Source organism: Streptomyces sp. NPDC096176, from assembly GCF_044763255.1.
GTDB lineage: Bacteria > Actinomycetota > Actinomycetes > Streptomycetales > Streptomycetaceae > Streptomyces.
The window spans coordinates 607,710-630,959 of record NZ_JBIWFV010000004.1 but is presented as its reverse complement, the minus strand read 5'-3'; the positions used below and the strand labels follow the sequence as shown (position 1 = coordinate 630,959).

The window sequence follows — 23,250 nt, the reverse complement described above, 5'->3', positions numbered from 1 at the left end:
CTGGGGGTCAGACCCTCTCCGACGCCGTGCGGGCGTCCGCGTAGAACTCGATCTTGTGGTCCAGTACGGCCAGCGTGTCCTGGAGTTCGGCGATCCGCTCGAGGACGTCGCGGCGGGTGCGCTGCAGCAGTTCCGCGCGCGCCTCGAAGGTGGACTCGCCCTCCCGGACCATCTCGGCGTACGTGACCATGTCGGCGACGGGCATCCCGGTCAGCCGCAGTTTGCCGACGAAGGCGAGCCAGTCCAGGTCGCGGTTGCTGAACCGCCGTTGGCCGGTGTGCGATCGGTCGATGTGCGGCATCAGTCCGATGCGTTCGTACCAGCGCAGGGTGTGCGCGGTGAGTCCGGTGAAGGCGGCGACCTCGCTGATCGTGTAGCGGTCCTGTCCGTCGGGACGTGGGTGGGCGCGAGGTGCTGCCGCGCAGAGATCGGTCCGTGCCGGGGTGCTCTCGATCACCGTCATGACCTCAACGCTAAAACCTTAAAGTGCACTCCAAGCAAGCAGAATCGGGTGGCGTTCTCGACGCGGTCCGAATCAGCCTGCTCCACCATGACTGCTCCCCGCCGCGCCGTGCCCGCAGATGCCGAGGAGCTCGTCCGCCTGCGCAAGGTCATGCTGGACTCGATCACCGGGTCGGACCCCGACGTCAGTTGGCAGCCGGCGGCGGTGGCAACGCTGCGCGACCGGCTCGCCGACCCCGACAGCACGCTCACCGCCTATGTCGTCGACCGGCCCGGCGGCGGGCTCGCGGCATGCGCGGTGGGCACCGTCGAGTACCGGCTCAGCGGGCCGGGCTCCCCGGACGGCGCCTGCGGCTACGTCTTCAGCGTCGCCACGGACCGGGACATGCGCCGCCGCGGGTACTCGCGGGGGTGCCTGGAGGGGCTGCTCGACTGGTTCCGCGAGCGGGGCGTCCGCAAGGTCGACCTGCGGACCTCCTCGGAGGGGGAATCGCTGTACACCTCGCTGGGATTCGTCCGCACCCCGGACCCGGCGATGCGGCTCAGCCTCTGACGCTTTCCCGCACCCCGGACCCGGCGATGCTGCTCAGCCTCCAGGGTCTTTCGTTGAGATCAGGCCGGATCAGCGAGCGTGCGTGCCGGGACCCGCGAGCCCGGCATGGTCCGAACGAGAGGCCCTGGCACTCTCCCCTACCGTTTAGGCTCGTACGCATGCAGAGCCTGGCGATGATCGAGAACTGGCCGGTACCGACCGCGGCGGCCGCCGTCGTACGAGCGGACGGCACGGTCGCCGGCTCGTACGGTCCGACCGGCCACCGCTTCCCCCTCGCCTCCGTCACCAAGCCGCTCGCGGCCTACGCGGCGCTCGTCGCGTACGAGGAGGGGGCGATCGAGCTCGACGAGCCGGCCGGCCCCGAGGGCTCCACGGTCCGGCATCTGCTCGCCCACACTTCCGGTCTCGCCTTCGACGAGCACCGCGCCGTGGCCGCGCCCGGCACCCGCCGGCTGTACTCGAACGCGGGCTTCGAGGTGCTCGGTGACCACATCGCCAAGGCGACCGACATCCCCTTCTCCGACTACCTCCGCCAGGCCGTGCTGGAGCCGCTCGGTATGACGGCGACGACCCTCGACGGCTCCCCCGCCAAGGACGGCGTCTCCACCGTCGACGACCTGGTGCGGTTCGCGGCCGAGGTGCAGGCGCCGCGGCTGCTGGACGCCCGTACGGTCCTCGAGGCCATGTCCATCGTGCACCCGGGGCTGTCCGGGATACTGCCGGGCTACGGGAACCAGAAGCCGAACGACTGGGGTCTCGGTTTCGAGATCCGCGACGCCAAGTCCCCGCACTGGACGGGTTCTTCGTCCTCGCCGCGCACCTTCGGCCACTTCGGCCAGTCCGGCACGTTCCTGTGGATCGACCCGGACGCCCGGGCGGCGTGCGTGGCGCTGACCGACCGGGATTTCGGGCCGTGGGCGGTCGAGGCGTGGCCGCCGTTCACTGACTCGGTGTTGTCCCAGCTGCGGGGCTGACCGCCGGCGGCGGGACGACCTGGTCGGCCGTGGTCGTCGGCGCCGCGGCGGACCGGGCGTCGCAGTACGCCGGTGTGAGGGCGCCGTCCACGCCCGTGAGCCTGACCTGGATGGTGCCCTGCGCGCTCTCGGCGTACGCGATCGTGCAGACGAGCTGACGTTTCGCGAGGTCGGGCATACCGGCCAGTCGGGCCGGCACGAAGGCCTCCGCGACGCCTCCGGACACGGTGATCTTCTTCATGACGGTCGGCGCGGGCATCCCGGCCGCGTTGCGCAGCCCGGCCCGCCGTTCGGCCTCGTTGGGGCCGGCCAGCAGCGCGGCGACGACCTTCTCGGTCGCCGGGCGGACCGGTACGGCCGCCTCTGACCGGGTGTATCCGCCGCCGAGGCCGCTGTCGAATGCGCCGCCCTCGTTCTCGACGATGCGCGGCACGGGTGACAGCACGCCGTCCGGCGACAGGAAGAAGAGCAGCATCCGCACCTCGCGCGCGGGCAGCACGTCGATCGTCGCAGGTCCGCCGGCCTCGATGACGTCCGTCTCCTGGATGCCGATGCCGCACGCGGTGAGGGGCAGCAGCGCCGCGAGCACGGCGGCCGTGCGCAGGGTCCTTCTCATGCTGTCGCCTCCTCGGCGTCGGGGACGCCCATGAGCGGCATCTCGACCGTGAACACGGCCCCGCCGTGCGGCCCGTTGGCGGCCCGGACGGTGCCGCCGTGCAGTCGTACGTTCTCCTGGGTGATCGCGAGCCCGAGTCCGCTGCCCGCCGACCGCGTACGGGCGGCGTCGGCCTTGTAGAACCGGTCGAAGATGTGCGGCAGCACCTCGGGCCGGATGCCGGACCCGCTGTCGGCGACCTCGGTGACGAGCATGACCTCGCTGACGGACATCCGCACGCTGACGGACATCCGCACGGTGACGGGCTCGGCCCCGTGGCGCAGGGCGTTGCCGACGAGGTTGGCGACAACGACGTCGAAGCGGCGCGGGTCGAGGCGGACGCGGATGCCGTCGGGCAGGTCGGTGCGGACGCGGCCGTCCCAGTGCCGGTTGTGCAGGGTCTTGCGGACGGTCTCCGCGGCGTCCACCTCGTCGGTGTTCAGTTCGGCGGCGCGCGCGTCGAAGCGCGAGATCTCCATCAGGTCCTCGACGAGGTCGGCGAGTTTGCCGGTCTCGGTGCTGATGAGCCGCACCGCGCGGGCGGTGTCCGGGTCGAGGCCGTCCGCGTCCTCGTCGAGGACCTCGGTGACGGCGAGCATCCCGGCGAGCGGGGTGCGCAGTTCGTGCGAGACGTCGGAGGCGAAGCGGCGGGCCCGGGCCTCGGCCTGCTGGAGTTCGTCGACGGACCGTTCGAGTTCGCCCGCCGATTCGTTGAACGTCCGTGCCAGATCGGCGAGTTCGTCGCGTCCCCGGACCTTGATCCGGGTGTCGAACCTGCCGTTGCCCATGGATTGGGCCGCGCCCCGAAGTTCGCGTACGGGACGCAGGACGCTGCGCGCGGCAAGCAGGGCGGGCACGAGGGCGACAGCGAGTCCGGGCAGGGCGCCGTCGCGGGCGGCGGTGAGGAGGGCGTCGACGTTGGCCTCTTCGTCGGTCATCCGCATCACGGCGAACAGGACGAGCCCACTGGGCAGCGAGGTGGTGTCCCCGGTCTTGACGGCGACGGGCATGGCGATGGTCAGATACGGGATCCCGTCGCGGACGACCCGTTCGAAGCTGCCGTGCGAGGAGGTGAGCGCGGTGCGGCGCAGTTCGGGGGTGATGACGGTGGAGGTCGGGTTCTGACCGGAGGAGACACGCAGCGAGCCGTATTCGGCGAAGACGACCCACGGGTGGGGCTTTGACTTGCTCGCTATCACGAACAGCAGCTCGCGGAGCGACTGCGGGTCGACGGGCAGCCCGGTGCCGAGCCCCTCGACCTGCTCACGGAAGGAGACGACGGCGGTGTCCTGCGCGCTGGCGAGCACGGCGCTGCGCGCCTCGCGGTAGGTGAGCGCGGCGGTCGTCGCGGCACTGACGAAGGCCACCAGCAGGAACGCGAGCACCAGGCGGGTGCGCAGCCCGAAGGGCGTGACCCGCCGGAGCCGGGCGCGGGCGGTCGTCACAGCGGCCCGAAGCGGTAGCCGAAGCCCCGCAGGGTCTGTATGTAGCGCGGGCTGCCCGGGGTGTCCTCGATCTTGTTGCGCAGCCGCCGTACGCAGGCGTCCACCAGCCGTGCGTCGCCGTGGTAGCTGTGCTCCCACACGTGCTCCAGCAGCTGCTGGCGGCTGAACACCTGCTCCGGCGCGGCCGACAGGTGCAGCAGCAGTTTCATCTCGGAGGGCGCGAGGGCGAGCCGCTCGCCGTTCTTCGCGACGGCGAGGCCGGCTCGGTCGATGGCGAGTTCGCCGTGGAACTCGACGGCGGGCCGTCCGGCGCCGGGCACCTCGAGCCTGCGCAGCACGGCGCGGATGCGGGCCTCGATGACCTCGGTGCGGGCCGGTTTGACGATGTAGTCGTCGGCGCCCGCCTCGAGGCCGATGACCACGTCGAAGTCGTCGCCGCGGGCCGTGAGCATGATGATCGGCAGCTGGCTGTCCTCCCGCACCCGGCGGCAGACCTGCACTCCGTTCATGCCGGGCAGCATCAGGTCCAGCAGCAGCAGGTCGGGCCGGTACTCGCGGAGCGCGGCGAGCCCGGCCTCACCGGTGGCGGCGGTCCGCACCTCGTGGCCGCGTCGGCGCAGCCCTAGCTCGACCCCTTCGCGCACGGAGGGGTCGTCTTCGATGAGGAGCACGCGAGGCATGTGCGCAGTATCCCTGGAGGTCGGAGGTGGACCGTCGTCAGGACCGGCCACGGCGGAGGCGGGCGGTCGCGCCGCGGACGAGGGAGTCGACCTCGGCGAGCCGGAGGGGGCGGGCGAGGAGCACGAAGACGGCGGCGATCACGAGCACCCCCGCCGCGGTCGCCGCCGGCGCTCCGGCCGGGGCCGTCCAGCGGGCGGCGAGGTGTCCGAGCAGCGTCGCCGGCACGGCGGCGAGCAGCAGCCGCGCCTGCGCGGCTGCGGTGGCGGAACGCCACAGGCGGCCGGACGCGCCGGGGCTCGGGTGCGCGCCGGCGCCGGTCGCCGGGTCGCCCGGCAGGGCGGCCTCCGGCGCCACCGCGCGCTGCGCGAGGCGGCGGTGGAGCACCAGGGCCGTGACGGCCCAGCCGGCCCACAGGGCCAGCGAGTACGCCCCGGCGATGCCGGTCACCGCCCAGCGGGCGGGGAGGACCAGGTAGGCGGTCACGGACAGGCCCGCGTTGAGGCCCGCGATCACCAGGTTGAGGAGGAAGGGCGTGCGGGTGTCGGACAGGGCGTAGAAGGTGCGGGAGAGGGCGTACTGCCCGGAGAAGGCGATCAGGCCGGGTGCGAACGCCATCAGCGTGCTCGCCATGACGGCGATGTCCTTCGCGTCCGTCTCGCCGTACTGGAAGACCAGCGCCATCACGGGCTGCGCGAGTGCCAGCAGCACGCACGCCGCGGGGACGACGGCCGCGGCGCTGTTGCGCAGGGCGTACGACACGTCGCGCCGTATCCCGGCCGTGTCGCCGTCGGCCGCCGCCGCGCTCATCCGGGGCATCAGCGCGGTCACCAGCGATACGGTGATGATGCCGTGCGGCACGGCCCAGAGCAGATAGGCGTTGTTGTACGCGCTGAACCCGGCGCCGCCGTCGACGCCTTGCGCGTGCGCGCTGAGGCCGGCCGCCGTGGCCAGCCGGGTCGTGACCCAGTAGGCGGCCTGGTTGGTGAGCACCAGCAGCACCAGCCAGCCCGCCGAGCGCAGCGGCCTGGTGAGCCCGCTGCCGCGCCAGTCGAAGCGGGGCCGGAAGCGGAAGCGGGCCGCGCGCAGCGCGGGCAGCAGGGCGAGGGCCTGGACGGCGATGCCCGTGGTGGTGCCCCAGCCGAGCAGAGCGGTCTCGGCGGCGGTGAGCGCGCCGCCGTCGCCGGTTGCGAGATACAGGCCGAAGACGGCGATGACGACCACGTTGTTGAGGACGGGCGTCCACATCATCGCGCCGAAGCGGCCGCGGGCGTTGAGGACCTGGCCGAGCAGAGTGAACAGGCCGAGGAAGAAGATCTGCGGCAGGCAGTAGCGGGCGAAGGCGACCGTCATGGCCGCCTGTTCGCCCGTGTAGTCGGTGTACGCGTCGACGATCGCCGGTGCCGCCCAGACCGCGGCGGCGGTGATCGCCAGCAGCGCGACGACGCAGACGGTCAGCAGCCGGTCCGTGTAGGCGGCGCCGCCGTCCTCGTGCTGCTTGGCTGCTTTGACGAGCTCGGGCACGAAGACGGCGTTGAGCGCGCCGCCGAGGAGCAGCATGTAGACGATGGTGGGTACGGAGTTGCCGACGGCGTATCCGTCGGCGGTCAGGCCGAGCCCGAGTGCGGCGGCGACGACGGCGGACCGCACGAACCCGGTCGCCCGGGAGACGACGGACCCGGCGGCCATGATCGCGCCGCTCCGCAGCACGGACGGGCTCCTGGCCGGTGCCGCCTCGCCGGACTTCGCACCGGACGCCGCCGTCGTTGTGCTCCCCGCACTCATCGGCGCACTCATCGGCGCGCCAGATATGTCTGGAATGCGCGATACAGCGCGTGGTTGGCCGTGCCGTCCAACGGTCTCTCCCATTCCCCCAGGGTCTCGACGACCTCGCCTCCGGTACCGAGCTTCCAGCGCAGCAGCCCGTACGGCCGGTCGTCGGGGTCGAGGGTGGAGGGTACTCCGCGCATGTCGTAGACGTCTGCGCCGAGTGCGTGGGCGTCGAGCATCATCCGCCACTGGAGCAGGTTGGACGGGCGGACCTCGCGACGGTGGTCGGCGGAGGCACCCGTCTGGTACCAGACGCGGCGACCCACGCGGACCATGGTGTGCGCGGCGAGTATCTCGCCCTCGTGGCGGGCCAGGTAGAGCTGCATCCGGCCCGGCTCCTCCGCGTTGAGGGCCACGTACTGGCGCTCGTAGTAGGCGAGCGACCGACCGAGCCGAAAGCCGTCGCGCTCCTCCGTGATCCGCAGCAGCCGGTAGAACTCGGGGATCTCGGCCGCGCTGCCGACGACGACCTCGACCCCGGACTTCTGCGCACGGCGGACGTTGCGCCGCCACTCCTGGTTGAGCCCGGCCCACAGGTCGTCCGTGGTGCGTCCGGCGAGCGGGACCCGGAAGACGTGGCGCGGTTGCGCGTCCCCGTCCTCCTCTCCGCCGCACCGCGACCAGCCCCGCGCCCGCAGCCGCTCCGCGACCGCCGTGCCCAAGGGGTCCACCTCGCTCGCAAGGACGTCGGCCAGCCGCCGGCCGGGCCCTGTCGCCGCCTTGAGCCGGGCAGCGCTCCAGCGGCGGTAGGCGGGCGAGGGCCCGATCCGCACGGCGAACGCACCGGCGGCGCGCAGATGCCGCAGCAGCGGATCGAGCCAGCTGTCGACGTCCGGGGCCGCCCAGTCGGCGACCGGCCCTTCCGGCAGATACGCGAAGTACTTCCGCGTGCCGGGCAGTTGCCGCAGGAGGACGAGCGCGACACCCGACAGCCTGCCGGACGCCGGGTCCGGCCCCCACCCGAGGAGCTGGGCGCGCCAGCCCCCCTTGACCTGCGCCCAGGACGGGCACTGAAGAAAGCCCGCACCGAGGTCCGCCCCCGTACGGGACGCCAGGAACGCGTGGTACGCGGCGGCGGTTATGGGCCCCAGCGGGGTTTCCTGGCCGCGGGCGGCCGTCACGAGCAGCGCTGACACGGTGTGAGCCTCTCTCTGGGGAATGCCGAGGATGTTCACAGGCGTCCGTGACCGCTCCGCGCGGCGAATGTGACCGGACGACGACCGTTCCCCTGCAGTCGCCGTCACATGGCCGCAGCACCGCTCACCTGCGGTTCCTCCGCTCTACAGTCGCCGGTACATCCACTACTCGTGACGGGGGAATCCGTTGAGCCACATACGTGTGCGCAGAGCGGCGGTCGCGGTGCTACTGGCGCCGCTCGCCGCCTGTTCGTCCGGATCCGGCATACCGGCCGCGGACGCCAAGGGCGGCGGTACGAGGGCGGCCGAGGACCGCCCCGCGACCGTGACCGTGACACCGAAGGGCAAGGGCGTGAAGGCCGGTGAGACGGTGAAGGTCACCGCGGCGGGCGGCACCCTCACCTCGGTCGCCGTCGCCGACGCCAAGGGCCGCACACTCGGAGGCAAGGTCGCTGCGGACGGAACGAGTTGGACCTCCGCACGCAAGGCGGCACCCGGCGCCTCGTACACGGTCACCGCCACGACCACCACGAAGGCCGGCACGAAGCGCACCACCAAGTCCGGCTTCACCACCGCCGAGGCCGACAAGGTCAACAAGGTCGACTGGCGGCCCGGCACGGGCACGACCGTCGGCGTCGCCCAGCCGATCTCCCTCGTCTTCGACAACCCGGTCGCCGACAAGGCCGAGGTCGAGAAGCAGCTGAAGATCACCACGTCCGTCGCCACGGAGGGCTCCTGGGGCTGGATCAAGGACTGGTCCGGCCGCGACCGGATCGACTGGCGGCCCAAGGAGTACTGGAAGCCCGGCACGAAGGTCACGCTGACCGCCGAGCTGAACGGCACGGACTCCGGCGACGGCGGCTGGTTCGTCCGTGACTACGCGACGACGTTCACGATCGGCGCGGGCCAGGTCGTCAAGGTCGACCTCGACCGCAAGCAACTCACCCTGGACCGCGACGGCCGCACCGTACGGACCATTCCCGTCTCCGGCGGCACCCCCGGCGGCGACAAGCGCTCGTGGCGCGGCACGACGGTCCTCATGTCGAAGGAGGGGACCATCAACATGAACTCCGAGACGGTCGGCCTCGCGGACGCCTACGACAAGATGGTCGATTACTCGATGCGCCTGACCTGGTCGGGCATGTACGCCCACGCGGCGCCCTGGAACAACAACTGGATGGGCAGGGCCAACAGGAGCTCCGGCTGCATCGGCATGAGCGACGCGAACGCCGCCTGGTTCTACGCCCAGGTCCGGCCGGGCGACCCGTTCGAGATCACCGGCAAGGACACCAAGGGCGTCCCGGCCCCCGGCAACGGCTTCGGCGAGTGGAACCTGTCCTGGGACGAGTGGAAGACGAAGAGCGCGCTGCGCTGACGGCCTCACCGGCGGGGTGCGGGCGGCGCGCCGAACCAGGCACCGCCCGCCTGCTCACCGACCGCCCTCACCCTTGGCGAGGCACTCGAACCAGACCGTCTTGCCGCGCCCCCCGGGGTGCGGTTCCACACCCCACGAGTCGCTGACCGCCTCGACGAGCAGCAAGCCCCGTCCGCCGGCGGCCAGTTCGCCACACACGGACGGTCGGGGCAGTCGCGGACAACCGTCCGACACCTCGACGCGTACGCCCTCGCCCTGGAGCAGCATCAGCGTCTGACAACGCCGGCCCGGAACATGCCGCACGACGTTCGCGACCAGCTCGGTCAGCGCCAACTCGGCGGCGTCGGCCACCTCCAGCAGCTCCCAGCTCGTGAGGTACGCGCGCAGAATGCGGCGCAGATGCCGAGCCGAATGCTCGCCGACGGCGAACTCGGCGCGGTAGCCGGACTGCTGGTCAGTTACGTGATTCATGCCACCAGCGTGCGACCCGCTGACTACGCTGTGCTACTGAACGAACCGAACGCCGCGAGGCGTTGCAGGCCGGAGGTGCCGCCGTGGCCAACATCCAGTCACTCGACCCCAGCGCGTCGCCGCTCGACTACTACGGCTGGGAACTGCGCCGCCAGCGCGAGGCCAGCGGCCTCAGACAGGGCCAGCTGGGCGACATCATCTTCTGCACGGGCTCACTGATCGGCCAGATCGAGACGACGAAGAAGGTCCCGACGCGCGACTTCTCCGAGCGCGTGGACGCGGCCCTCGGCACGGACGGCGTCTTCTCCCGCCTGATCGGCCTGGTGCTGCGCAGCCAACTGCCCAACTGGTTCCAGCCGTATGCGGAGATGGAGGCGAAGGCGGCGTACATCTCCACGTACCAGGCGCAGTTGGTGTACGGGCTGTTGCAGACAGAGGAGTACGCGCGGGCGGTGCTGACAGCTGGCAAGCCCGTGGACTTGGACGGGCTGCTGGCAGCCCGAATGGAACGCCAGCGCATCCTGGAGCGTGAGCAGCCACCCCTGGCCTGGGCGGTTCTGGACGAGGCGGTGCTGCTGCGCCCCATCGGGGGCGCCGACGTCATGTACAGACAACTGGTGCGCCTGTTGGAGTTCACCAACCATCGCTGGATGCGCATCCAGGTGCTGCCGCTGTCTGCCGGCGAACACCCCGGGCTTGCGGGGGCGTTCAACATCCTGCGCTTCGAGGACCACCCGGACGTCTTCTACACGGAGGACATGATGTCCGGCCATATGACGGCCAACCCGGAGACCATCAGAGAAGCCAACCTCCATTACGCTCACTTGCAAGCAGCCGCCCTCTCCTTAAGGGACTCGGCGGCGCTGATCGCCCGCGTGATGGAGGAACGCTATGGAGACCAGCCTGAGCAGCGCACAGTGGCGTAAGTCCAGCTACAGCGGTTCCAGCGGCGGCGACTGCGTCGAGTGCACCGTCACCGGCGGCGCCACCTGGCGCACCTCCACCTACAGCGGCCCAAACGGCGGCGACTGCGTCGAGGTGGCCGACGGCTGCCCCACCGCGGCTGTCCCCGTCCGGGACAGCAAGAACCCCGACGGCCCGGTCATCACCATCAGCGCAAACGCCTGGCGGTCGTTCGTGAACGGCCTCCGGTAACTCCCCGGGCTCACGGCGCATCGCGCCGGAACGTGGCCCGGTAGGCGCTCGGTCGCCGGCCGGTGTGCCGGGCGAAGAGGGTGGTGAAGGTACCGGGATCCCGGTATCCGACCGTCGCGGCGATGGCGGCCACCGTCCGGTCCGTGGTCTCCAGGAGGTGGCGGGCGCGGCGGACGCGCGACGACTGCAGGTGTCCGAGGGGGCTGAGACCGGTCTCGGCCGCGAATCGCCGCAGTAGCGTGCGCGAGCTGACGTCGAACGCGTCCGCCAGCGCGGCGAGGTCGTACGGCGTGGCAAGGTGCTGGTCGAGGTACCGCATGACCCTGCGGGAGAACTCATGTCCGGGCTGAGGCAGTAGCCGCGCGTCGACGTACGGCGTCTGGGACGACCGCGCGTCGTCGACGAGCGCCACCCGCGCGGTGGTCCGCGCCACGCGGGCCCCACTGTGCCGGCGGATCAGTTGCAGCGCGAAGTCGTACATGGCACTGAAGGCGGCGGTCGTCGTCACACCCCGGTCGGTGACGACGAGGCGCTCGGGCCGGACGTCGGTGTCCGGGCAGCGCCGGGCCAGTTCGTCGGCGAACAGCCATGCCGTCGTGGCCCGGCGCCCCGCCAGCAGGCCGGCCTCGGCGAGCAGGAAGGCTCCGACACAGATCGAGACGACGGCGCGGCCCTCGGCCGCGTGCGCGCGGATCGCGGCGACCTCGGGGGCGAGTGCGGCAAGTCTTGCGTCCAGGTCGAGGCGGCCCGGCACGAGCTCGAACCCCGGCACGACGAGGACGTCGACCTCACGCAGCGGAGAGACGGCCAGCGCCGCACCGCCCGATGCCGCAACCCTGCGACGCGGCGACAGGACCGACACCTCGTATCCGGCGCCGTCCGGCCCGGCGACGTGCGTGGCCATGGTCAACAGGTCGGGGACCCCGAACACTTCGGACGCGAAACAGCCCGGATAGGCCAGAACTCCGACCCGCAGCGCGCTCACGCCTGCCCCCTCCCTCTGCTGGGTGTGGCGAGATTACCCGCACACCTGGCGATCCGGCCCATCCCCCGCACCGGCGCATCGGGCCACGCTGTCGCCATGACTGCTGGCGATGGACACGACGGACACCGCGACGACCCGATCGCGGACTTCTCCCGATGGCTCGTGGACGTGGAGGGGGTGGTGAAGACGGTGTACGTGGCGGGTTCGGGTCCCGCCGTCGTGCTGATGCCGGAGATGCCCGGCATCAGCCCCGACGTACTGCGGCTGGCCCGCTGGGTGCGGGACGCCGGCTTCACCGTCCACATCCCCTCGCTCTTCGGGACCGACGGCGCGTACCCCACCGTCGCGGAGAACGAGAAGGTCGTCCGCCGTGCCTGCGTCAGCGCCGAGTTCCGCGCGTTCGCCGGGGGTGGCACCAGCCCTGTCACAGCGTGGCTGCGCGAGCTCGCGCGCAGGGCCCACGCCCAATGCGGTGGCCCGGGAGTCGGTGCGATCGGCCTGTGCTTCACCGGGAACTTCGCCCTCACCATGGCGCTGGAGCCGGCCGTCGTCGCACCGGTCCTGGGTCACCCTTCGCTGCCGCTGGACGACCCCGCCGGGCTCGAGATCGGCGACGAGGACGCACGTGCAGTCCGCGAGCGCGTCACACGGGACGGCCTGAAGGTTCTCGCCTACCGCTTCGACAACGACCGCTGGTGCACCGACCGTCGCTTCGCCGCCTACCGGGCACTCCTCGGCGACGCCTTCGACGGCCGCGTCCTGCCGGGCAGTGCAGCGAACACCGCCCCGCCGCCGTTCTTCCGGGACATGGTCGGCACACCACACAGTGTGGTCACCGCCCACTTCGTCGACGAGGACGGACATCCCACGGTGACGGCCAGGGACGAGATCCTCTCCTTCCTGACCGACCGCCTGCTCCCCGCCGAGCGCTGTGAGGATCAGGCCCGGTCCTGAGCCGCCGTGGGCGCCCAGGAAACGAGACCGAGGGCGGTACCCGTGGAAGACCGGATGCCGCCCTCGGTGGTACTGCTCAGCGGTCAGTTCGCACGCGGCATGAACTGGAGAGTGCCGTCATCGACAACGGACTCGTTGTACCCGAATCTCTCGCCCAGCTCGCGGTACCGGAGGTGCTGCGACTCGCTGATCGGAACCAAGTACGCCTTGAGGACCCGCAGGAACAGCCTGAACCCGAGGTCGGGGTCGACCTCGGTGACCACCCGTTCCAGCGACGGGACCACTTCCGGAACCCCGTAGTAGGGGTGACCGGCGGTGGCGCGGTCCAACTCCGGTGCGAGAGCTCGCACCTCGGCGAGGACGGCGTCCTTCAGTTCCGGGTCCCACGCGGGTGCCTGCGGGTGGGCAACGGATCGCGGTTCGTCCCGGCGGATGCGTTCCTCGCAGACGTCCACGATCTGGCGGAGCCAGTCGCGTCCGTCCATCCATCGCGCATCCGGGACGAATTCCATGCCGACGGCCGCACACCACAGGATGTCGATCACCCTGGTGGGCAGCGGTGAGTCCAACAGCCCGGCGGCGTCCTCGAGGAGGGTGGATGCGTAAGCACCCTCGCCCCAGTCGGCGGCCAGCACGACGATCTCCAGCGGGGTGTGTTCGCCGGCCCAGGGGCTGCCGAACCACTTGGTGAGGCCGCTGAAGCCGAAATCGATCCAGACGTCCTTGCGCTCCATTACCAGGTCACTCTCACTCCGGGTGCGACGTGTAGACCATGTACCCAGGCTTGTGCTTGGACCTCTTCAGGGTGATGGAGACCCAGTTCCCGGCCGGACGCGCGTGCGCGACGCCGGTGGTCGGGTAGAGGGTTCCCAGCGAACCCGGGGTGTCCAGCTGGATTCTGAACGACTTGAGGTGCAGGGCGTTCTCCGAATCCTTGGGAGTGTTCTTCATCCACGTTTCCAGCTCGGACCGGTGGGTGGAGTACCACTTCGCGAAGGCCGCGTCCACGGAGGCCTGGGCCGTTGCGAGGTCCGTCCAGACACCGGTCACACCACGGTGCCTGGGGTTCCTCGCGAGGTCGTCGATGGCCTTCTGAACCGCGTCCTGCGGGCTGATGGTCACATGGTCCCTGATCGTGTGTGCACCCCGGTCGCCCTCGTGCAGCGTGAGGTTCAGGCAGTTGTGGACGAGTACGTCGTCCGGCCGCTGCCCCTTCGTGCGCACGAAGAACGTGTGCAGGTCGTCGACAGTGAGGTCGTAGACCGTGCGTGGAGCCAGGCCCGAGCGGTCACGGAGGGCCGTCAGCGCGCGGACGGAGCCGTCCGGGGTGCGCAGACGGTCACCGACGCTCAGATCGGAGACGAGCGTCCAGCCACGGCCGACGACGTAGAACTTGTGACCCGCGGTGCTGGTCAGCGTGCCGCCGCCGGCGATGGTGAGGTCGACCAGCCGCTCGGTGTCGTGCTGGAAGGTGTCGGTGACCTGCCGGGCCCGCAGCCTGCCGGATGCCGGGTCCGCGGCCTGGACGAGGTCACCCACGCCCACCTGGCTGATGGGCCGGTGTGAACCGTCCGCCATCAGCACGGGGGTCGCGGCGGGGAAGCTGTTGCGCGTGCAGGCCGTGAACGCGTCCTCGTAGACGTTCACCGAGCGTTCGAGCATGGCGAGGGTCGCGGGGTCCAGGTCGAGGGCCTTGAGCGCCTTGAACGCGTCACGGACACCGACGCCGGTCTTCATGGCGGCGTCCAGGGCGCGGATTCCCTCGAAGACCTTGCCGAACGCCTTGCCGGGGATGAAGTTGGACGCGGCCCAGGCGCAGCCGCTGGCGCTGCCGTGCCAGCAGTCGACGAAGTCCTGGACCAGGACCGCCTTGATGAGCTTGTAGGTGAGGGTCTGCTGGATCAGCTCCAGCTTGGAGAAGTACCTGGTGACGTCCTTCTTCAGACCCGGGATGCGCTTGCTCTCGATGAGAAGCGTGTCTTGCGGCGAGCAGGCGTCGGCACCGGCCGTCGTGTCGGGGTTGGTGCAGAGGAAGAAGTCGACCACCGCGCTGAAGGTGACCGTGAACGTGGTGGTGCAGCCTTCGAAACCGACGGTGATCACGCAGGGTTCATGCTGCTTGGCGTCAGTGATCTCGATGGTGTCCTCGTCGACGACGTACCACGTGCCGCCGACTCCGGTGCCCGCACCGGTGGAGACCTGCTTGTTCGCGGCGTTGCGTGCCGCTTCCTCCGCTGCCTTCTGCGCCTCCTTCGCGTACTTCAGTGCGTCCTTGGCGGCCTGCTCGGCCTCGGTGGCGGCGGTGGCGGCGCGGTCGGCGGCTGCGCGTGCCTCCTTGGCAGACTGCTCGGCCGCGGTTGCGGCGTCGCGTGCGGCCTGGGCGTCGAGGGCGGCCTGGTCGGCGGAGTCACGGGCGTCCTTGGCGTAGCCCTCGGCACGGCCTGCGGCCTTGTCGGCCGCGGCGGCGTCGGCGGTGGCCTGGCGGTCGTACTCGATCGTGCGGGCCAGTGACGCCGATGCCTTGGCGGCGGCTGCGGCGGCGCCGGCGGCGTAGCCCAGAGCCTCCTTGGAGTACGTGCGGGCGGTCGCGGCGTGGCCGGCGGCGTTGGCCGCGTGCTGGTAGGCGATCTTGGCGTCGCCGGATGCCTGGTCGGCGATGTTCTTCGCCGCGGCGGCCTCGGCCTGTGCGTTTGTGGCGTGGGCGTCGGCGACGGCCTTCTGCTGTTCGGCGATCGACTTCGACGCCTGCCCGGTCAGCACGACCAGGCTCGCGGCCGAGTCGGTAGTGACGTACGGGGAGCCGAGCTGGATCGCGTCGTTGGCGGGCTTGGCGACCTGCGCGGCGGCGTTCCCGGCGTCGACGGCGGCCTGCGCCGTGACGTGAGCGAAGCCCGCCGCTTTCGCCGCCGCGGCCAGCGCCTTGACGACCTCCTTGCTCGCCTCGTCCGCGTGGGACTTGGCGGCCTTCGCCTCCTTCTCGGCCTCGTCCGCGAGCTTGACAGCTGTGTTGGCCTCGGAGGCTGCGTGCTGGGAGGCGTCGATGGCATCGGCCGCAGCGCTCGTCGCGGTCTTGACGGCGGCGTCGGCCTTCAGCTTGGCCGCCTGGGCGGCGTCCGCGTTCGAACGGGCCCGCTTGGCCGCCGCCTCGGCACGGGTCGCCGCGGCATCTGCCTCGGCCGCCGCCTCGGTCGCGGCATCCGCCGCGGTGCGGGCACGGCCGGCCGCCGCTTCGGCGTCGTTCGCGTGCGCGTTCGCCGCGTCCGCTGCCGCCCTGGACTCCTTGGCGTTGCTGTCGGACTCGTGAGCCTCGGCGAACGCCTCCTTCGCGTGCGCCTTGGCACGGGCCGCGTCGGCCTTCTGCGCGGCGTCCCACGCGTCGTCCCGCAGATCGCGGGCCTTGTCACGGGCCTTGACCGCGCCATTCTTCTTCTCGACCGCGGTCGCCTCGGCCGCTTCGGCCTTCTCCTTGGCGTCCTTGGCGTTCGCCGCCTCGGCCTGCGCGGTCTGCTTGTGCTGATTGGCCTCGGCCTGCTTGGCCGCCGCGGTGTCCTTCTCCGCCTTGGCCGTCTTCTCCTCGGCCTCGGCCGCAAGCCGCTTGGCGTGCGCGTCGGCGGCGGCCGCCTTCGCGTCGGCTTCCGCCTTCAGCGTGACCGCGAGCTTGGCCTCGGCCGTCTCCTTGTCCTTCTTGGCGTTGTCCCGGTGCAGCTTGGCCGCGTCCGCCGCCGCCTTCGCCTGCAACTCCGCCTTGTGAGCGGCCTCTTTACGGAACTCCGCGTTCACCTGCGCGGCCTGAGCCAGCGCGCGCTGGGCGATGGTCTTGCTGTCACCGGCGGCGGCACGGGTGGCGGCCTCGGCGGTCTCGCCGGCCTTCACCATCGCCGTCAGCGCGGCCACGGAACCCTTGGTGACCTGTGCCTTCTGCTGACCGACGAGAAGACCACGACCCCGCGGCGCACCAGCGGCATCCGCGATACCGTACGCGGCCTGTTCGGCGGCGTCCGACGTGGTGGCCGACTTCTTGGCGTTCTCCAGCTGGGTCTTGAGCGCGGCCAGGTGCTTCTTCGCCGCCGCCTGGGCGTCGGCGATGCTCTTCTTCGCCCGGTCGAACTGCGCCTTCTCCGGGTACGAAAGGCTGTCGGTGCCCTTGTGGCCGGACGGCTTGATCAGGAACTTCTGCGCACTGGCGTCCTTGCAGTCCCACAGCCGCGCGTCCGTGCTCTTGGTGAACGCGCTCAGGTCCAGGCACTTGCCCGTGGACACGCTCTTCAGAGGCGAGGTGGCACGGACGTCGCCCTGCCACGACTGGCCCTTGGACTCGTAGCAGTCCGAGATCTGGATCTTCGTGCCGCTCGCCGACGCGTTCCCCGCCACGTCCAGGCACTTCTGCGAACCGACGTTGCGCAGGTGGAGGTCGTCCTCACTGCCCTCGAGCGTCCACTGCTGGGCAGCGCCGCCGTTGCAGGTGTAGATCTGGACCGGCGTGCCGTTGGTCTTGCCGCCGCCCTGAACGTCCAGGCAGCTGCCCCTGGCGCCAGGCACCTCGATCGTCACATGGCTGTCGCCGATCCAGCCCACACCGCCCGCGGTCCAGTAGTCCTGCCAGCGGGTGTGGTAGTCCGCGAGCCACGACTGCCCGACGATCTGCCCCAGGGTGAAGGTGCCGTCCTGCAGCGCCTTCGTGGCAGTCGCGCCGGCCGCGAGAATCTGCTGCCGCTGCGTGGCCTGCGAGGCGATCTCCTGCTGCCACTCGGAGGACGCCTGCGCCACCTCCTTGCCGAGAACGCGGTTCGGGTCGATCGGGTCGTGCCACGCACACGACGCGAAGCGGGCCTTCAGGTCCTCGACCGCGATGCGGGACTCCGGCGTGCCCGGGGCCGGTGCCGTGCGGGGGAAGCCGCCGGAGGCGAGGAAGATCCGGGCGTCATCGGCGAACACCCTGGGAACGAAGAACTGGTTGGGTTCGACCTTCCCCGAGTTCTTCTTCCACAGTTCCCACGCCTCCCGTTCCTTCGGCGTCCCGCCTGTGGTGTACAGCGGGTCGCCGATCGCGAGCGCGGCGGCTTTCGTCTTGTCGTCAGCGGTGGGCGACGGGTCCCAGAACGGGTTGAGAACCCCCAACTCCGGACTGGAGTACGACTGCCACAGCCACGACAGCAGCCCGATCCGGTCGTAGATCTTGTTCGCGTCGCGCGGTTCGCCGGGGTAGGACTCCAGGCCGCTTGTGGCACTCGACCACGCGTACCCCTGCTTCTGGACCTTGTCGACCCATTGATCCTTGCTGTCGCTGTCCGCTCTGTAGGCCTGATGCAGCGGAGTCTTGTCGCTGAAGATGTCCCGTTCGAGCTTCTCGTGAAGCTGATCGGGCGGCAGCGCGAGGGCCTCCCGTGCAAGGGCGAACATGCTGGGTCCGCCCGTGCGCAGGGCTTCGCCGGCCAGGCACTGGTCCTCACGCAGCCGTTCGGCCGCCTTGGTGTCATAGCCGTCGTACGAATCAGCCACCAGGTCCACGGGCAGTTCGGCATTCCGGCCGAGCGACCCGGGCTGGACGGCCATGCCACCGAGGACGGCCAAGGCGACGACGGACGTGACGGCTGAGGTGAGCGTTGCGGAGATTCGTGATCTGGGTGGGAACAAGCCCGGTCTGAGACGCAAAGGAGCATCCTTCGTAGCGAACGAGGGCAGGCGGGGGTGACCGCCCCGAGAGGCGGTGGCGAAACGCGCGGGTCAGCCCTCTGACCCGGCGCGGGAACAGGGGCAGCAGGCAGCAGCGGCCGAGCAGGCGTTCACAGCGAGCCGGTATCGCGGCATGACGAACCATCCCTCCCCCACAGCGGCACCGATCCCCCGGCCGCCGAATGACGTGCGCGCGTCATGGCCAGGTGGTCTAGGTCCGCCCATGAGCGCGGCGCTCACCTTAGACACGGGCCAACTGGTTCTGGCAAGCACTGACTTCGGCATCCGGGCCGCGGAACGGGAAAACCCCTTGCGTGCTCCCGTGCGGCTCGAGACGCCTGAACTCCCCGCTCAAACCGGGCCTTACATGTGTGAGATGTGTAAGGAAGACGTGTAGACAGCGATGGTTCTCTGTCATAAATTGACCGGAAGTCGCGTACTCATCGGTAGCCGGGCCGATGCTCCGTCCCGCGTCATCACCGGCACGGGGGCATGAAATGCCGCCCCGTGCCCAAGACTTGGCACGCAGCAGCCCCGCGATGCGATACATAGAGGCGCTACTCCCGCGCGGGGGACGCCGAGTCGATCCCGAACAACTGTGCAGTCTTTTCCCTGAGCCGCCGGTCTCCTGCGGTGACGAATACAAGCAGGGCGGCGGCACGTACCACCGCATCGCCTACGGCGAGGCCGACAACGCGGTCCTGATCAGCACCCTGGGCCCGTTCGCCACGGGGCGCCGCTGCGGCTCCTCCCGCGACGCCCTCGAAGCCGCCGGCTTCCGCTGGATCGACGACACGACCAGCGGCATCACGGTCACCGACCTGTGCGTCTACTACGTCGGCGACCGGAACCCTCTGAGTGTCGGGACGCTGCTGTTCTCCTCGCAGGACTGACCCGTGGCCCGGAGCCGCTCACCGGCTCATCTCCCACAGCAGCACCTCCGCCGTCCCCTCAGCCGTCAGCTCCAGGCCGTCCGCGTCCGTGATCCGCGCCGCGTCTCCCGGCCCCAACGCGGCCTCGCCCAGGCGTATCTGGCCGCGCACCACGTGGGCGTACACGAACGCCGCGTCCGGCACGGCCGTCCGCTCGTCGGCCGCGAGCCGCCGCACGTGGAGCATCGCGCCCGCCTCGGGCAGGGCGTAGGGCGTGGAGTCGGCTATGCCGCGCACGATCTCGTACGACGGCTCCCCGCCCGGCTCCAGCGGGGCGAGCCACATCTGCACGAAGACCAGCGGCACGTCCGCGTCGTTGCGCTCCACATGCCGCACCCCGCCCGCCGAGCTGAGGCGCTGGACGTCGCCGGGGCCGACGACGGTGGCGTGCCCGGCCGAGTCGCGGTGGGTGAGTTCGCCCTCGACGACCCAGGTGACGATCTCGGTGTGGCTGTGCGGGTGCTCGTCGAAGCCGGCGCCCGGAGCGAGGCGCTCCTCGTTGCAGGCGAGGATCGTGCCGAAGCGCAGATTGTCCGGATCGTAGTGGCGCCCGAAGGAGAAGGCGTGCAGGGACTCGATGCCGGCCGCGGGGTCGCCGCCGCTGTAGCGCTCGCCGGCGCGCCGAACGGAAATCACGCCCCCACCGTAGCCGGGAGCCGGCAGGTGTCGGCGCGATGAAGAAGAACCCGGCACTCAGCCCCCGCGTCCTGATAAGGCACTCTTGTCCCGTGCCCGAACCTGCAGCGAACTCCTCCCACCCGCACTCCGCGACCCTGCGCCGCCTCGAGCAGTCCGCCGGCCGGCTCGCCGCGAACGCCATCGCCCGCATGGACGAGTCACTGCCCTGGTACCGGGCGATGCCACCGGAGAACCGGTCGTGGATCGGACTGGTCGCCCAGGCCGGTATCGCGGCGTTCACCGAGTGGTTCCGGCATCCGGAGACCCCGCAGGCGATCTCGACCGACGTCTTCGGCACGGCCCCGCGGGAGCTGACCCGGGCCATCACCTTGCGCCAGACCGTCGAGATGGTGCGCACCACCATCGAGGTCATGGAGACGGCGATCGAGGAGGTCGCCGCTCCCGGCGACGAGTCCGTCCTGCGCGAGGCGCTGCTCGTCTACGCACGGGAGATCGCCTTCGCCACCGCCCAGGTGTACGCCCAGGCCGCCGAGGCCCGCGGCGCCTGGGACGCCCGGCTCGAGTCGCTCGTGGTGAACGCGGTGCTGTCCGGCGAGGCCGACGAGGGCGCCGTCTCCCGTGCCGCGGCACTCGGCTGGAACTCGCCCGAGTACGTGTGTGTGATCCTCGGCACCGCACCGGACGGCGACAGCGAGTTGACCGTCGAGGCCATCCGCCGTGCCGCGCGGCACGCCAAGCTCCAAGTGCTGACCGGAGTGCTCGGCGACCGGCTCGTCGTCATCGCCGGAGGCAGCGACAACCCGCTCCATGTCGCCAAGGCCCTCATCGGCCCCTACGCGGCGGGGCCCGTCGTCGCCGGCCCGATCGTGCCCGACCTGCTGGCCGCGACCCGGTCCGCGCAGGCCGCCGCGGCGGGGCTCAAGGCGTGTTCCGCGTGGCAGGACGCGCCGCGGCCGGTACTCGCGGACGATCTGCTGCCGGAACGCGCCATCGCCTCCGACCCTGCGGCGCGTGAGCAGTTGGTGGAGGAGATCTACAGACCACTGGAAGAGGCCGGGTCGGCTCTGCTGGAAACTCTGAGTGTCTATCTGGAGCAGGCGAGCAGCCTCGAAGGCGCGGCACGCATGCTGTTCGTTCACCCCAACACCGTGCGCTACCGGCTCCGACGTGTGACAGACGTCACCGGCTGGTCACCCTCCGATGTACGCTCCGCCTTCACACTGCGAATCGCCCTCATCCTCGGGCGTCTGGCCGACGGAGATGCCCAGCTCTAGACTTTTGTGGAACACCGACAATTCCCCTGACGGTTCTTCGTCCCTGTCCTCACGGGCGGGGGAAGCCGTCCACAAGAGAGAGTGTGAGGGTGCTCGTACTCGTCGCTCCCGGCCAAGGCGCTCAGACGCCCGGCTTCCTGACTCCCTGGCTCGACCTTCCCGGCGCCGCCGCCCGCATCGCGGAGTGGTCCGACGCCATCGGGCTCGACCTTGCCCACTACGGCACGAAGGCCGACGCGGACGAGATCCGCGACACCGCGGTCGCCCAACCGCTGCTCGTCGCCGCCGGACTGCTGTCCGCGGCCGCCCTCGGCGAGGTGAATCCCGGCGCGGTCGCCGGCCACAGCGTCGGCGAGATCACGGCCGCCGCGTTCGCCGGTGTCATCGACGACACCTCCGCGCTGCGACTCGTTCGCGCCCGTGGCCTCGCGATGGCCGAGGCGGCCGCGATCACCGAGACCGGCATGTCGGCCATCCTGGGCGGCGAGGCGGAGACGGTCGTCGCGCACCTCGAGAAGCTCGGTCTGACCCCGGCGAACGTCAACGGCGCCGGCCAGATCGTCGCCGCCGGCACCGCCGAACAGCTCGCCGCGCTCGCGGAGGACAAGCCGGAAGGCGTCCGCCGCGTGCTGCCGCTGCAGGTGGCCGGAGCGTTCCACACGCACCACATGGCGCCCGCGGTCGCGAAGCTCGAGGAGGCCGCCAAGGCCCTCTCGGTCTCCGCCCCGGCCGTCCCGTACGTTTCGAACAAGGACGGGCAGATCGTCGCCGACGGCGCCGACGTCATCTCCCGTCTGGTGGGTCAGGTCGCCAACCCGGTCCGCTGGGACCTGTGCATGGAGACCTTCAAGAAGCAGGGCGTCACCGCCCTGGTCGAGGTCTGCCCCGGCGGTACTCTCACGGGCCTGGCCAAGCGTGCCCTGCCGGGCGTCGCGACGCTGGCGCTGAAGACCCCCGACGACCTCGACGCGGCCCGCACGCTGCTCGCCGAGCACACTGCCTGAAGGAGCCGTAGAGCATGTCGAAGATCAAGCCCAGCAAGGGCGCCCCGTACGCACGCATCCTGGGTGTCGGCGGCTACCGTCCGACCCGGGTCGTGCCCAACGAGGTGATCCTCGAGAAGATCGACTCGTCGGACGAGTGGATCCGCTCCCGCTCCGGTATCGCCACCCGTCACTGGGCCTCCCCCGAGGAGACCGTGACCGCGATGTCGGTCGAGGCCTCCGGCAAGGCGATCGCCGATGCCGGGATCGCCGCCGAACAGATCGGCGCCGTCATCGTCTCCACCGTCTCGCACTTCAAGCAGACCCCGGCCGTGGCCACCGAGATCGCAGACAAGGTCGGCGCCGGCAAGCCGGCCGCGTTCGACATCTCCGCCGGCTGCGCGGGTTTCGGCTACGGCCTGACCCTCGCCAAGGGAATGATCGTCGAGGGCTCCGCGGAGTACGTGCTTGTCATCGGCGTCGAGCGGCTGAGCGACCTGACCGACCTCGAAGACCGCGCCACGGCCTTCCTGTTCGGTGACGGCGCGGGCGCGGTCGTCGTCGGCCCCTCGGACGAGCCGCACATCGGCCCCACGGTCTGGGGTTCCGAGGGCGACAAGTCCGAGACCATCAAGCAGACCGTGCCGTGGAACGACTTCCACCTCGGCGACGTCTCGAAGCTGCCGCTCAACGAGCGTGGCGAGGTCAAGTTCCCCGCCATCACGCAGGAGGGCCAGGCGGTGTTCCGCTGGGCCGTCTTCGAGATGGCGAAGGTCGCGCAGCAGGCGCTCGACGCCGCCGGCATCAGCGTGGCCGACCTGGACGTCTTCATCCCGCACCAGGCCAATATGCGGATCATCGACTCGATGGTGAAGACCCTGAAGCTGCCGGAGCACGTCACGGTCGCCCGTGACGTGGAGACCACCGGCAACACATCGGCCGCCTCGATCCCGCTCGCGATGGAGCGGCTCCTGGCGACCGGACAGGCGAAGAGCGGCGACACCGCGCTCGTCATCGGCTTCGGGGCGGGTCTCGTCTACGCCGCGACGGTCGTTACCCTCCCCTAGGCACCGTAC

General features: G+C 70.8%; 21 protein-coding genes. 10 read left to right on the top strand and 11 right to left on the bottom strand.

Annotated features, from left to right (window positions below):
- Nucleotides 1-7: 7 nt before the first annotated feature.
- Nucleotides 8-463, bottom strand: a complete 456-nt coding sequence (locus ACIQ7Q_RS14570; RefSeq protein WP_403860408.1) for a MerR family transcriptional regulator — start codon at nucleotides 461-463, stop codon at nucleotides 8-10.
- Between the two features lie 87 nt (nucleotides 464-550).
- Between ACIQ7Q_RS14570 and ACIQ7Q_RS14565 the strand changes: the two genes are divergently transcribed.
- Both ACIQ7Q_RS14565 and ACIQ7Q_RS14560 read left to right on the top strand, forming a co-directional pair.
- Nucleotides 551-1,015, top strand: a complete 465-nt coding sequence (locus ACIQ7Q_RS14565; RefSeq protein ID WP_403860405.1) for a GNAT family N-acetyltransferase — start codon at nucleotides 551-553, stop codon at nucleotides 1,013-1,015.
- Between the two features lie 158 nt (nucleotides 1,016-1,173).
- Nucleotides 1,174-1,989 carry a serine hydrolase domain-containing protein gene (locus tag ACIQ7Q_RS14560; protein ID WP_403860402.1) on the top strand — a complete coding sequence of 272 codons (816 nt, stop codon included), beginning with the start codon at nucleotides 1,174-1,176 and terminating at the stop codon, nucleotides 1,987-1,989.
- Here ACIQ7Q_RS14560 and ACIQ7Q_RS14555 read toward each other — a convergent pair.
- Genes ACIQ7Q_RS14555 through ACIQ7Q_RS14535 form a run of 5 tightly spaced genes read right to left on the bottom strand, consistent with a single transcriptional unit; the run spans nucleotide 1,955 to nucleotide 7,733 of the window.
- On the bottom strand, nucleotides 1,955-2,605 hold the full coding sequence (locus tag ACIQ7Q_RS14555) for a hypothetical protein (protein ID WP_403860400.1): 651 nt from the start codon (nucleotides 2,603-2,605) through the stop codon (nucleotides 1,955-1,957). The genes ACIQ7Q_RS14560 and ACIQ7Q_RS14555 overlap by 35 nt on opposite strands.
- Nucleotides 2,602-4,089 carry an ATP-binding protein gene (locus ACIQ7Q_RS14550; protein ID WP_403860397.1) on the bottom strand — a complete coding sequence of 496 codons (1,488 nt, stop codon included), beginning with the start codon at nucleotides 4,087-4,089 and terminating at the stop codon, nucleotides 2,602-2,604. Before ACIQ7Q_RS14550 ends, ACIQ7Q_RS14555 begins: the two co-directional genes overlap by 4 nt.
- On the bottom strand, nucleotides 4,086-4,769 hold the full coding sequence (locus ACIQ7Q_RS14545) for a response regulator (protein WP_403860394.1): 684 nt from the start codon (nucleotides 4,767-4,769) through the stop codon (nucleotides 4,086-4,088). The genes ACIQ7Q_RS14550 and ACIQ7Q_RS14545 overlap by 4 nt, the downstream gene beginning before the upstream one ends.
- Before the next feature lie 37 nt (nucleotides 4,770-4,806).
- Nucleotides 4,807-6,552 (bottom strand): murein biosynthesis integral membrane protein MurJ, encoded by a 1,746-nt coding sequence (gene murJ / locus ACIQ7Q_RS14540; protein WP_403860391.1) that lies wholly within the window; start codon nucleotides 6,550-6,552, stop codon nucleotides 4,807-4,809.
- A gap of 8 nt (nucleotides 6,553-6,560) precedes the next feature.
- On the bottom strand, nucleotides 6,561-7,733 hold the full coding sequence (locus ACIQ7Q_RS14535) for a lipid II:glycine glycyltransferase FemX (protein WP_403860388.1): 1,173 nt from the start codon (nucleotides 7,731-7,733) through the stop codon (nucleotides 6,561-6,563).
- Nucleotides 7,734-7,920: 187 nt separating this feature from the next.
- On the opposite strand from ACIQ7Q_RS14535, the gene ACIQ7Q_RS14530 reads away from it, so the two are divergent.
- Entirely contained in the window at nucleotides 7,921-9,108 is a 1,188-nt protein-coding gene (locus ACIQ7Q_RS14530; RefSeq protein ID WP_403860385.1) for an Ig-like domain-containing protein, read from the top strand.
- A 54-nt stretch (nucleotides 9,109-9,162) separates the two neighbouring features.
- On the opposite strand, the gene ACIQ7Q_RS14525 is transcribed toward ACIQ7Q_RS14530, so the two are convergent.
- Nucleotides 9,163-9,579, bottom strand: coding sequence for an ATP-binding protein (locus ACIQ7Q_RS14525; RefSeq protein ID WP_403860382.1), 417 nt, complete (start codon nucleotides 9,577-9,579; stop codon nucleotides 9,163-9,165).
- Nucleotides 9,580-9,662: 83 nt separating this feature from the next.
- Here ACIQ7Q_RS14525 and ACIQ7Q_RS14520 point away from each other — a divergent pair, with 83 nt between their 5' ends.
- Together ACIQ7Q_RS14520 and ACIQ7Q_RS14515 are read left to right on the top strand one after the other, a co-directional pair.
- Nucleotides 9,663-10,505 (top strand): helix-turn-helix domain-containing protein, encoded by an 843-nt coding sequence (locus ACIQ7Q_RS14520; RefSeq protein WP_403860379.1) that lies wholly within the window; start codon nucleotides 9,663-9,665, stop codon nucleotides 10,503-10,505.
- Nucleotides 10,471-10,734 carry a DUF397 domain-containing protein gene (locus ACIQ7Q_RS14515; RefSeq protein WP_403860376.1) on the top strand — a complete coding sequence of 88 codons (264 nt, stop codon included), beginning with the start codon at nucleotides 10,471-10,473 and terminating at the stop codon, nucleotides 10,732-10,734. The genes ACIQ7Q_RS14520 and ACIQ7Q_RS14515 overlap by 35 nt, the downstream gene beginning before the upstream one ends.
- Nucleotides 10,735-10,744: 10 nt before the next feature.
- Here the strand turns inward: ACIQ7Q_RS14515 and ACIQ7Q_RS14510 are convergent, their stop codons facing one another.
- Nucleotides 10,745-11,719, bottom strand: a complete 975-nt coding sequence (locus ACIQ7Q_RS14510) for a GlxA family transcriptional regulator (RefSeq protein ID WP_403860373.1) — start codon at nucleotides 11,717-11,719, stop codon at nucleotides 10,745-10,747.
- Nucleotides 11,720-11,815: 96 nt separating this feature from the next.
- Here ACIQ7Q_RS14510 and ACIQ7Q_RS14505 point away from each other — a divergent pair, with 96 nt between their 5' ends.
- Nucleotides 11,816-12,673, top strand: coding sequence for a dienelactone hydrolase family protein (locus tag ACIQ7Q_RS14505; RefSeq protein ID WP_403860370.1), 858 nt, complete (start codon nucleotides 11,816-11,818; stop codon nucleotides 12,671-12,673).
- A gap of 83 nt (nucleotides 12,674-12,756) precedes the next feature.
- On the opposite strand, the gene ACIQ7Q_RS14500 is transcribed toward ACIQ7Q_RS14505, so the two are convergent.
- Both ACIQ7Q_RS14500 and ACIQ7Q_RS14495 read right to left on the bottom strand, forming a co-directional pair.
- Complete coding sequence (locus ACIQ7Q_RS14500) at nucleotides 12,757-13,407, bottom strand: hypothetical protein (RefSeq protein WP_403860368.1); 651 nt, start codon at nucleotides 13,405-13,407, stop codon at nucleotides 12,757-12,759.
- A gap of 13 nt (nucleotides 13,408-13,420) precedes the next feature.
- Nucleotides 13,421-18,226 (bottom strand): ricin-type beta-trefoil lectin domain protein, encoded by a 4,806-nt coding sequence (locus ACIQ7Q_RS14495; protein ID WP_403860365.1) that lies wholly within the window; start codon nucleotides 18,224-18,226, stop codon nucleotides 13,421-13,423.
- 659 nt (nucleotides 18,227-18,885) lie between these two features.
- On the opposite strand from ACIQ7Q_RS14495, the gene ACIQ7Q_RS14490 reads away from it, so the two are divergent.
- Nucleotides 18,886-19,239, top strand: a complete 354-nt coding sequence (locus ACIQ7Q_RS14490; protein ID WP_403860363.1) for a hypothetical protein — start codon at nucleotides 18,886-18,888, stop codon at nucleotides 19,237-19,239.
- Nucleotides 19,240-19,257: 18 nt separating this feature from the next.
- Here the strand turns inward: ACIQ7Q_RS14490 and ACIQ7Q_RS14485 are convergent, their stop codons facing one another.
- Nucleotides 19,258-19,914 (bottom strand): pirin family protein, encoded by a 657-nt coding sequence (locus ACIQ7Q_RS14485; RefSeq protein WP_403860360.1) that lies wholly within the window; start codon nucleotides 19,912-19,914, stop codon nucleotides 19,258-19,260.
- 92 nt (nucleotides 19,915-20,006) lie between these two features.
- Here ACIQ7Q_RS14485 and ACIQ7Q_RS14480 point away from each other — a divergent pair, with 92 nt between their 5' ends.
- The 3 genes from ACIQ7Q_RS14480 (at nucleotide 20,007) to ACIQ7Q_RS14470 (ending at nucleotide 23,241) form a co-directional block, all read left to right on the top strand.
- Complete coding sequence (locus tag ACIQ7Q_RS14480) at nucleotides 20,007-21,191, top strand: PucR family transcriptional regulator (protein WP_403860357.1); 1,185 nt, start codon at nucleotides 20,007-20,009, stop codon at nucleotides 21,189-21,191.
- Between the two features lie 89 nt (nucleotides 21,192-21,280).
- The gene (locus ACIQ7Q_RS14475; RefSeq protein WP_403860354.1) at nucleotides 21,281-22,195 is read left to right on the top strand and encodes an ACP S-malonyltransferase; all 915 of its coding nucleotides are present in this window, start codon (nucleotides 21,281-21,283) and stop codon (nucleotides 22,193-22,195) included.
- A 14-nt stretch (nucleotides 22,196-22,209) separates the two neighbouring features.
- On the top strand, nucleotides 22,210-23,241 hold the full coding sequence (locus ACIQ7Q_RS14470) for a ketoacyl-ACP synthase III (RefSeq protein ID WP_403860351.1): 1,032 nt from the start codon (nucleotides 22,210-22,212) through the stop codon (nucleotides 23,239-23,241).
- Nucleotides 23,242-23,250: the final 9 nt, after the last annotated feature.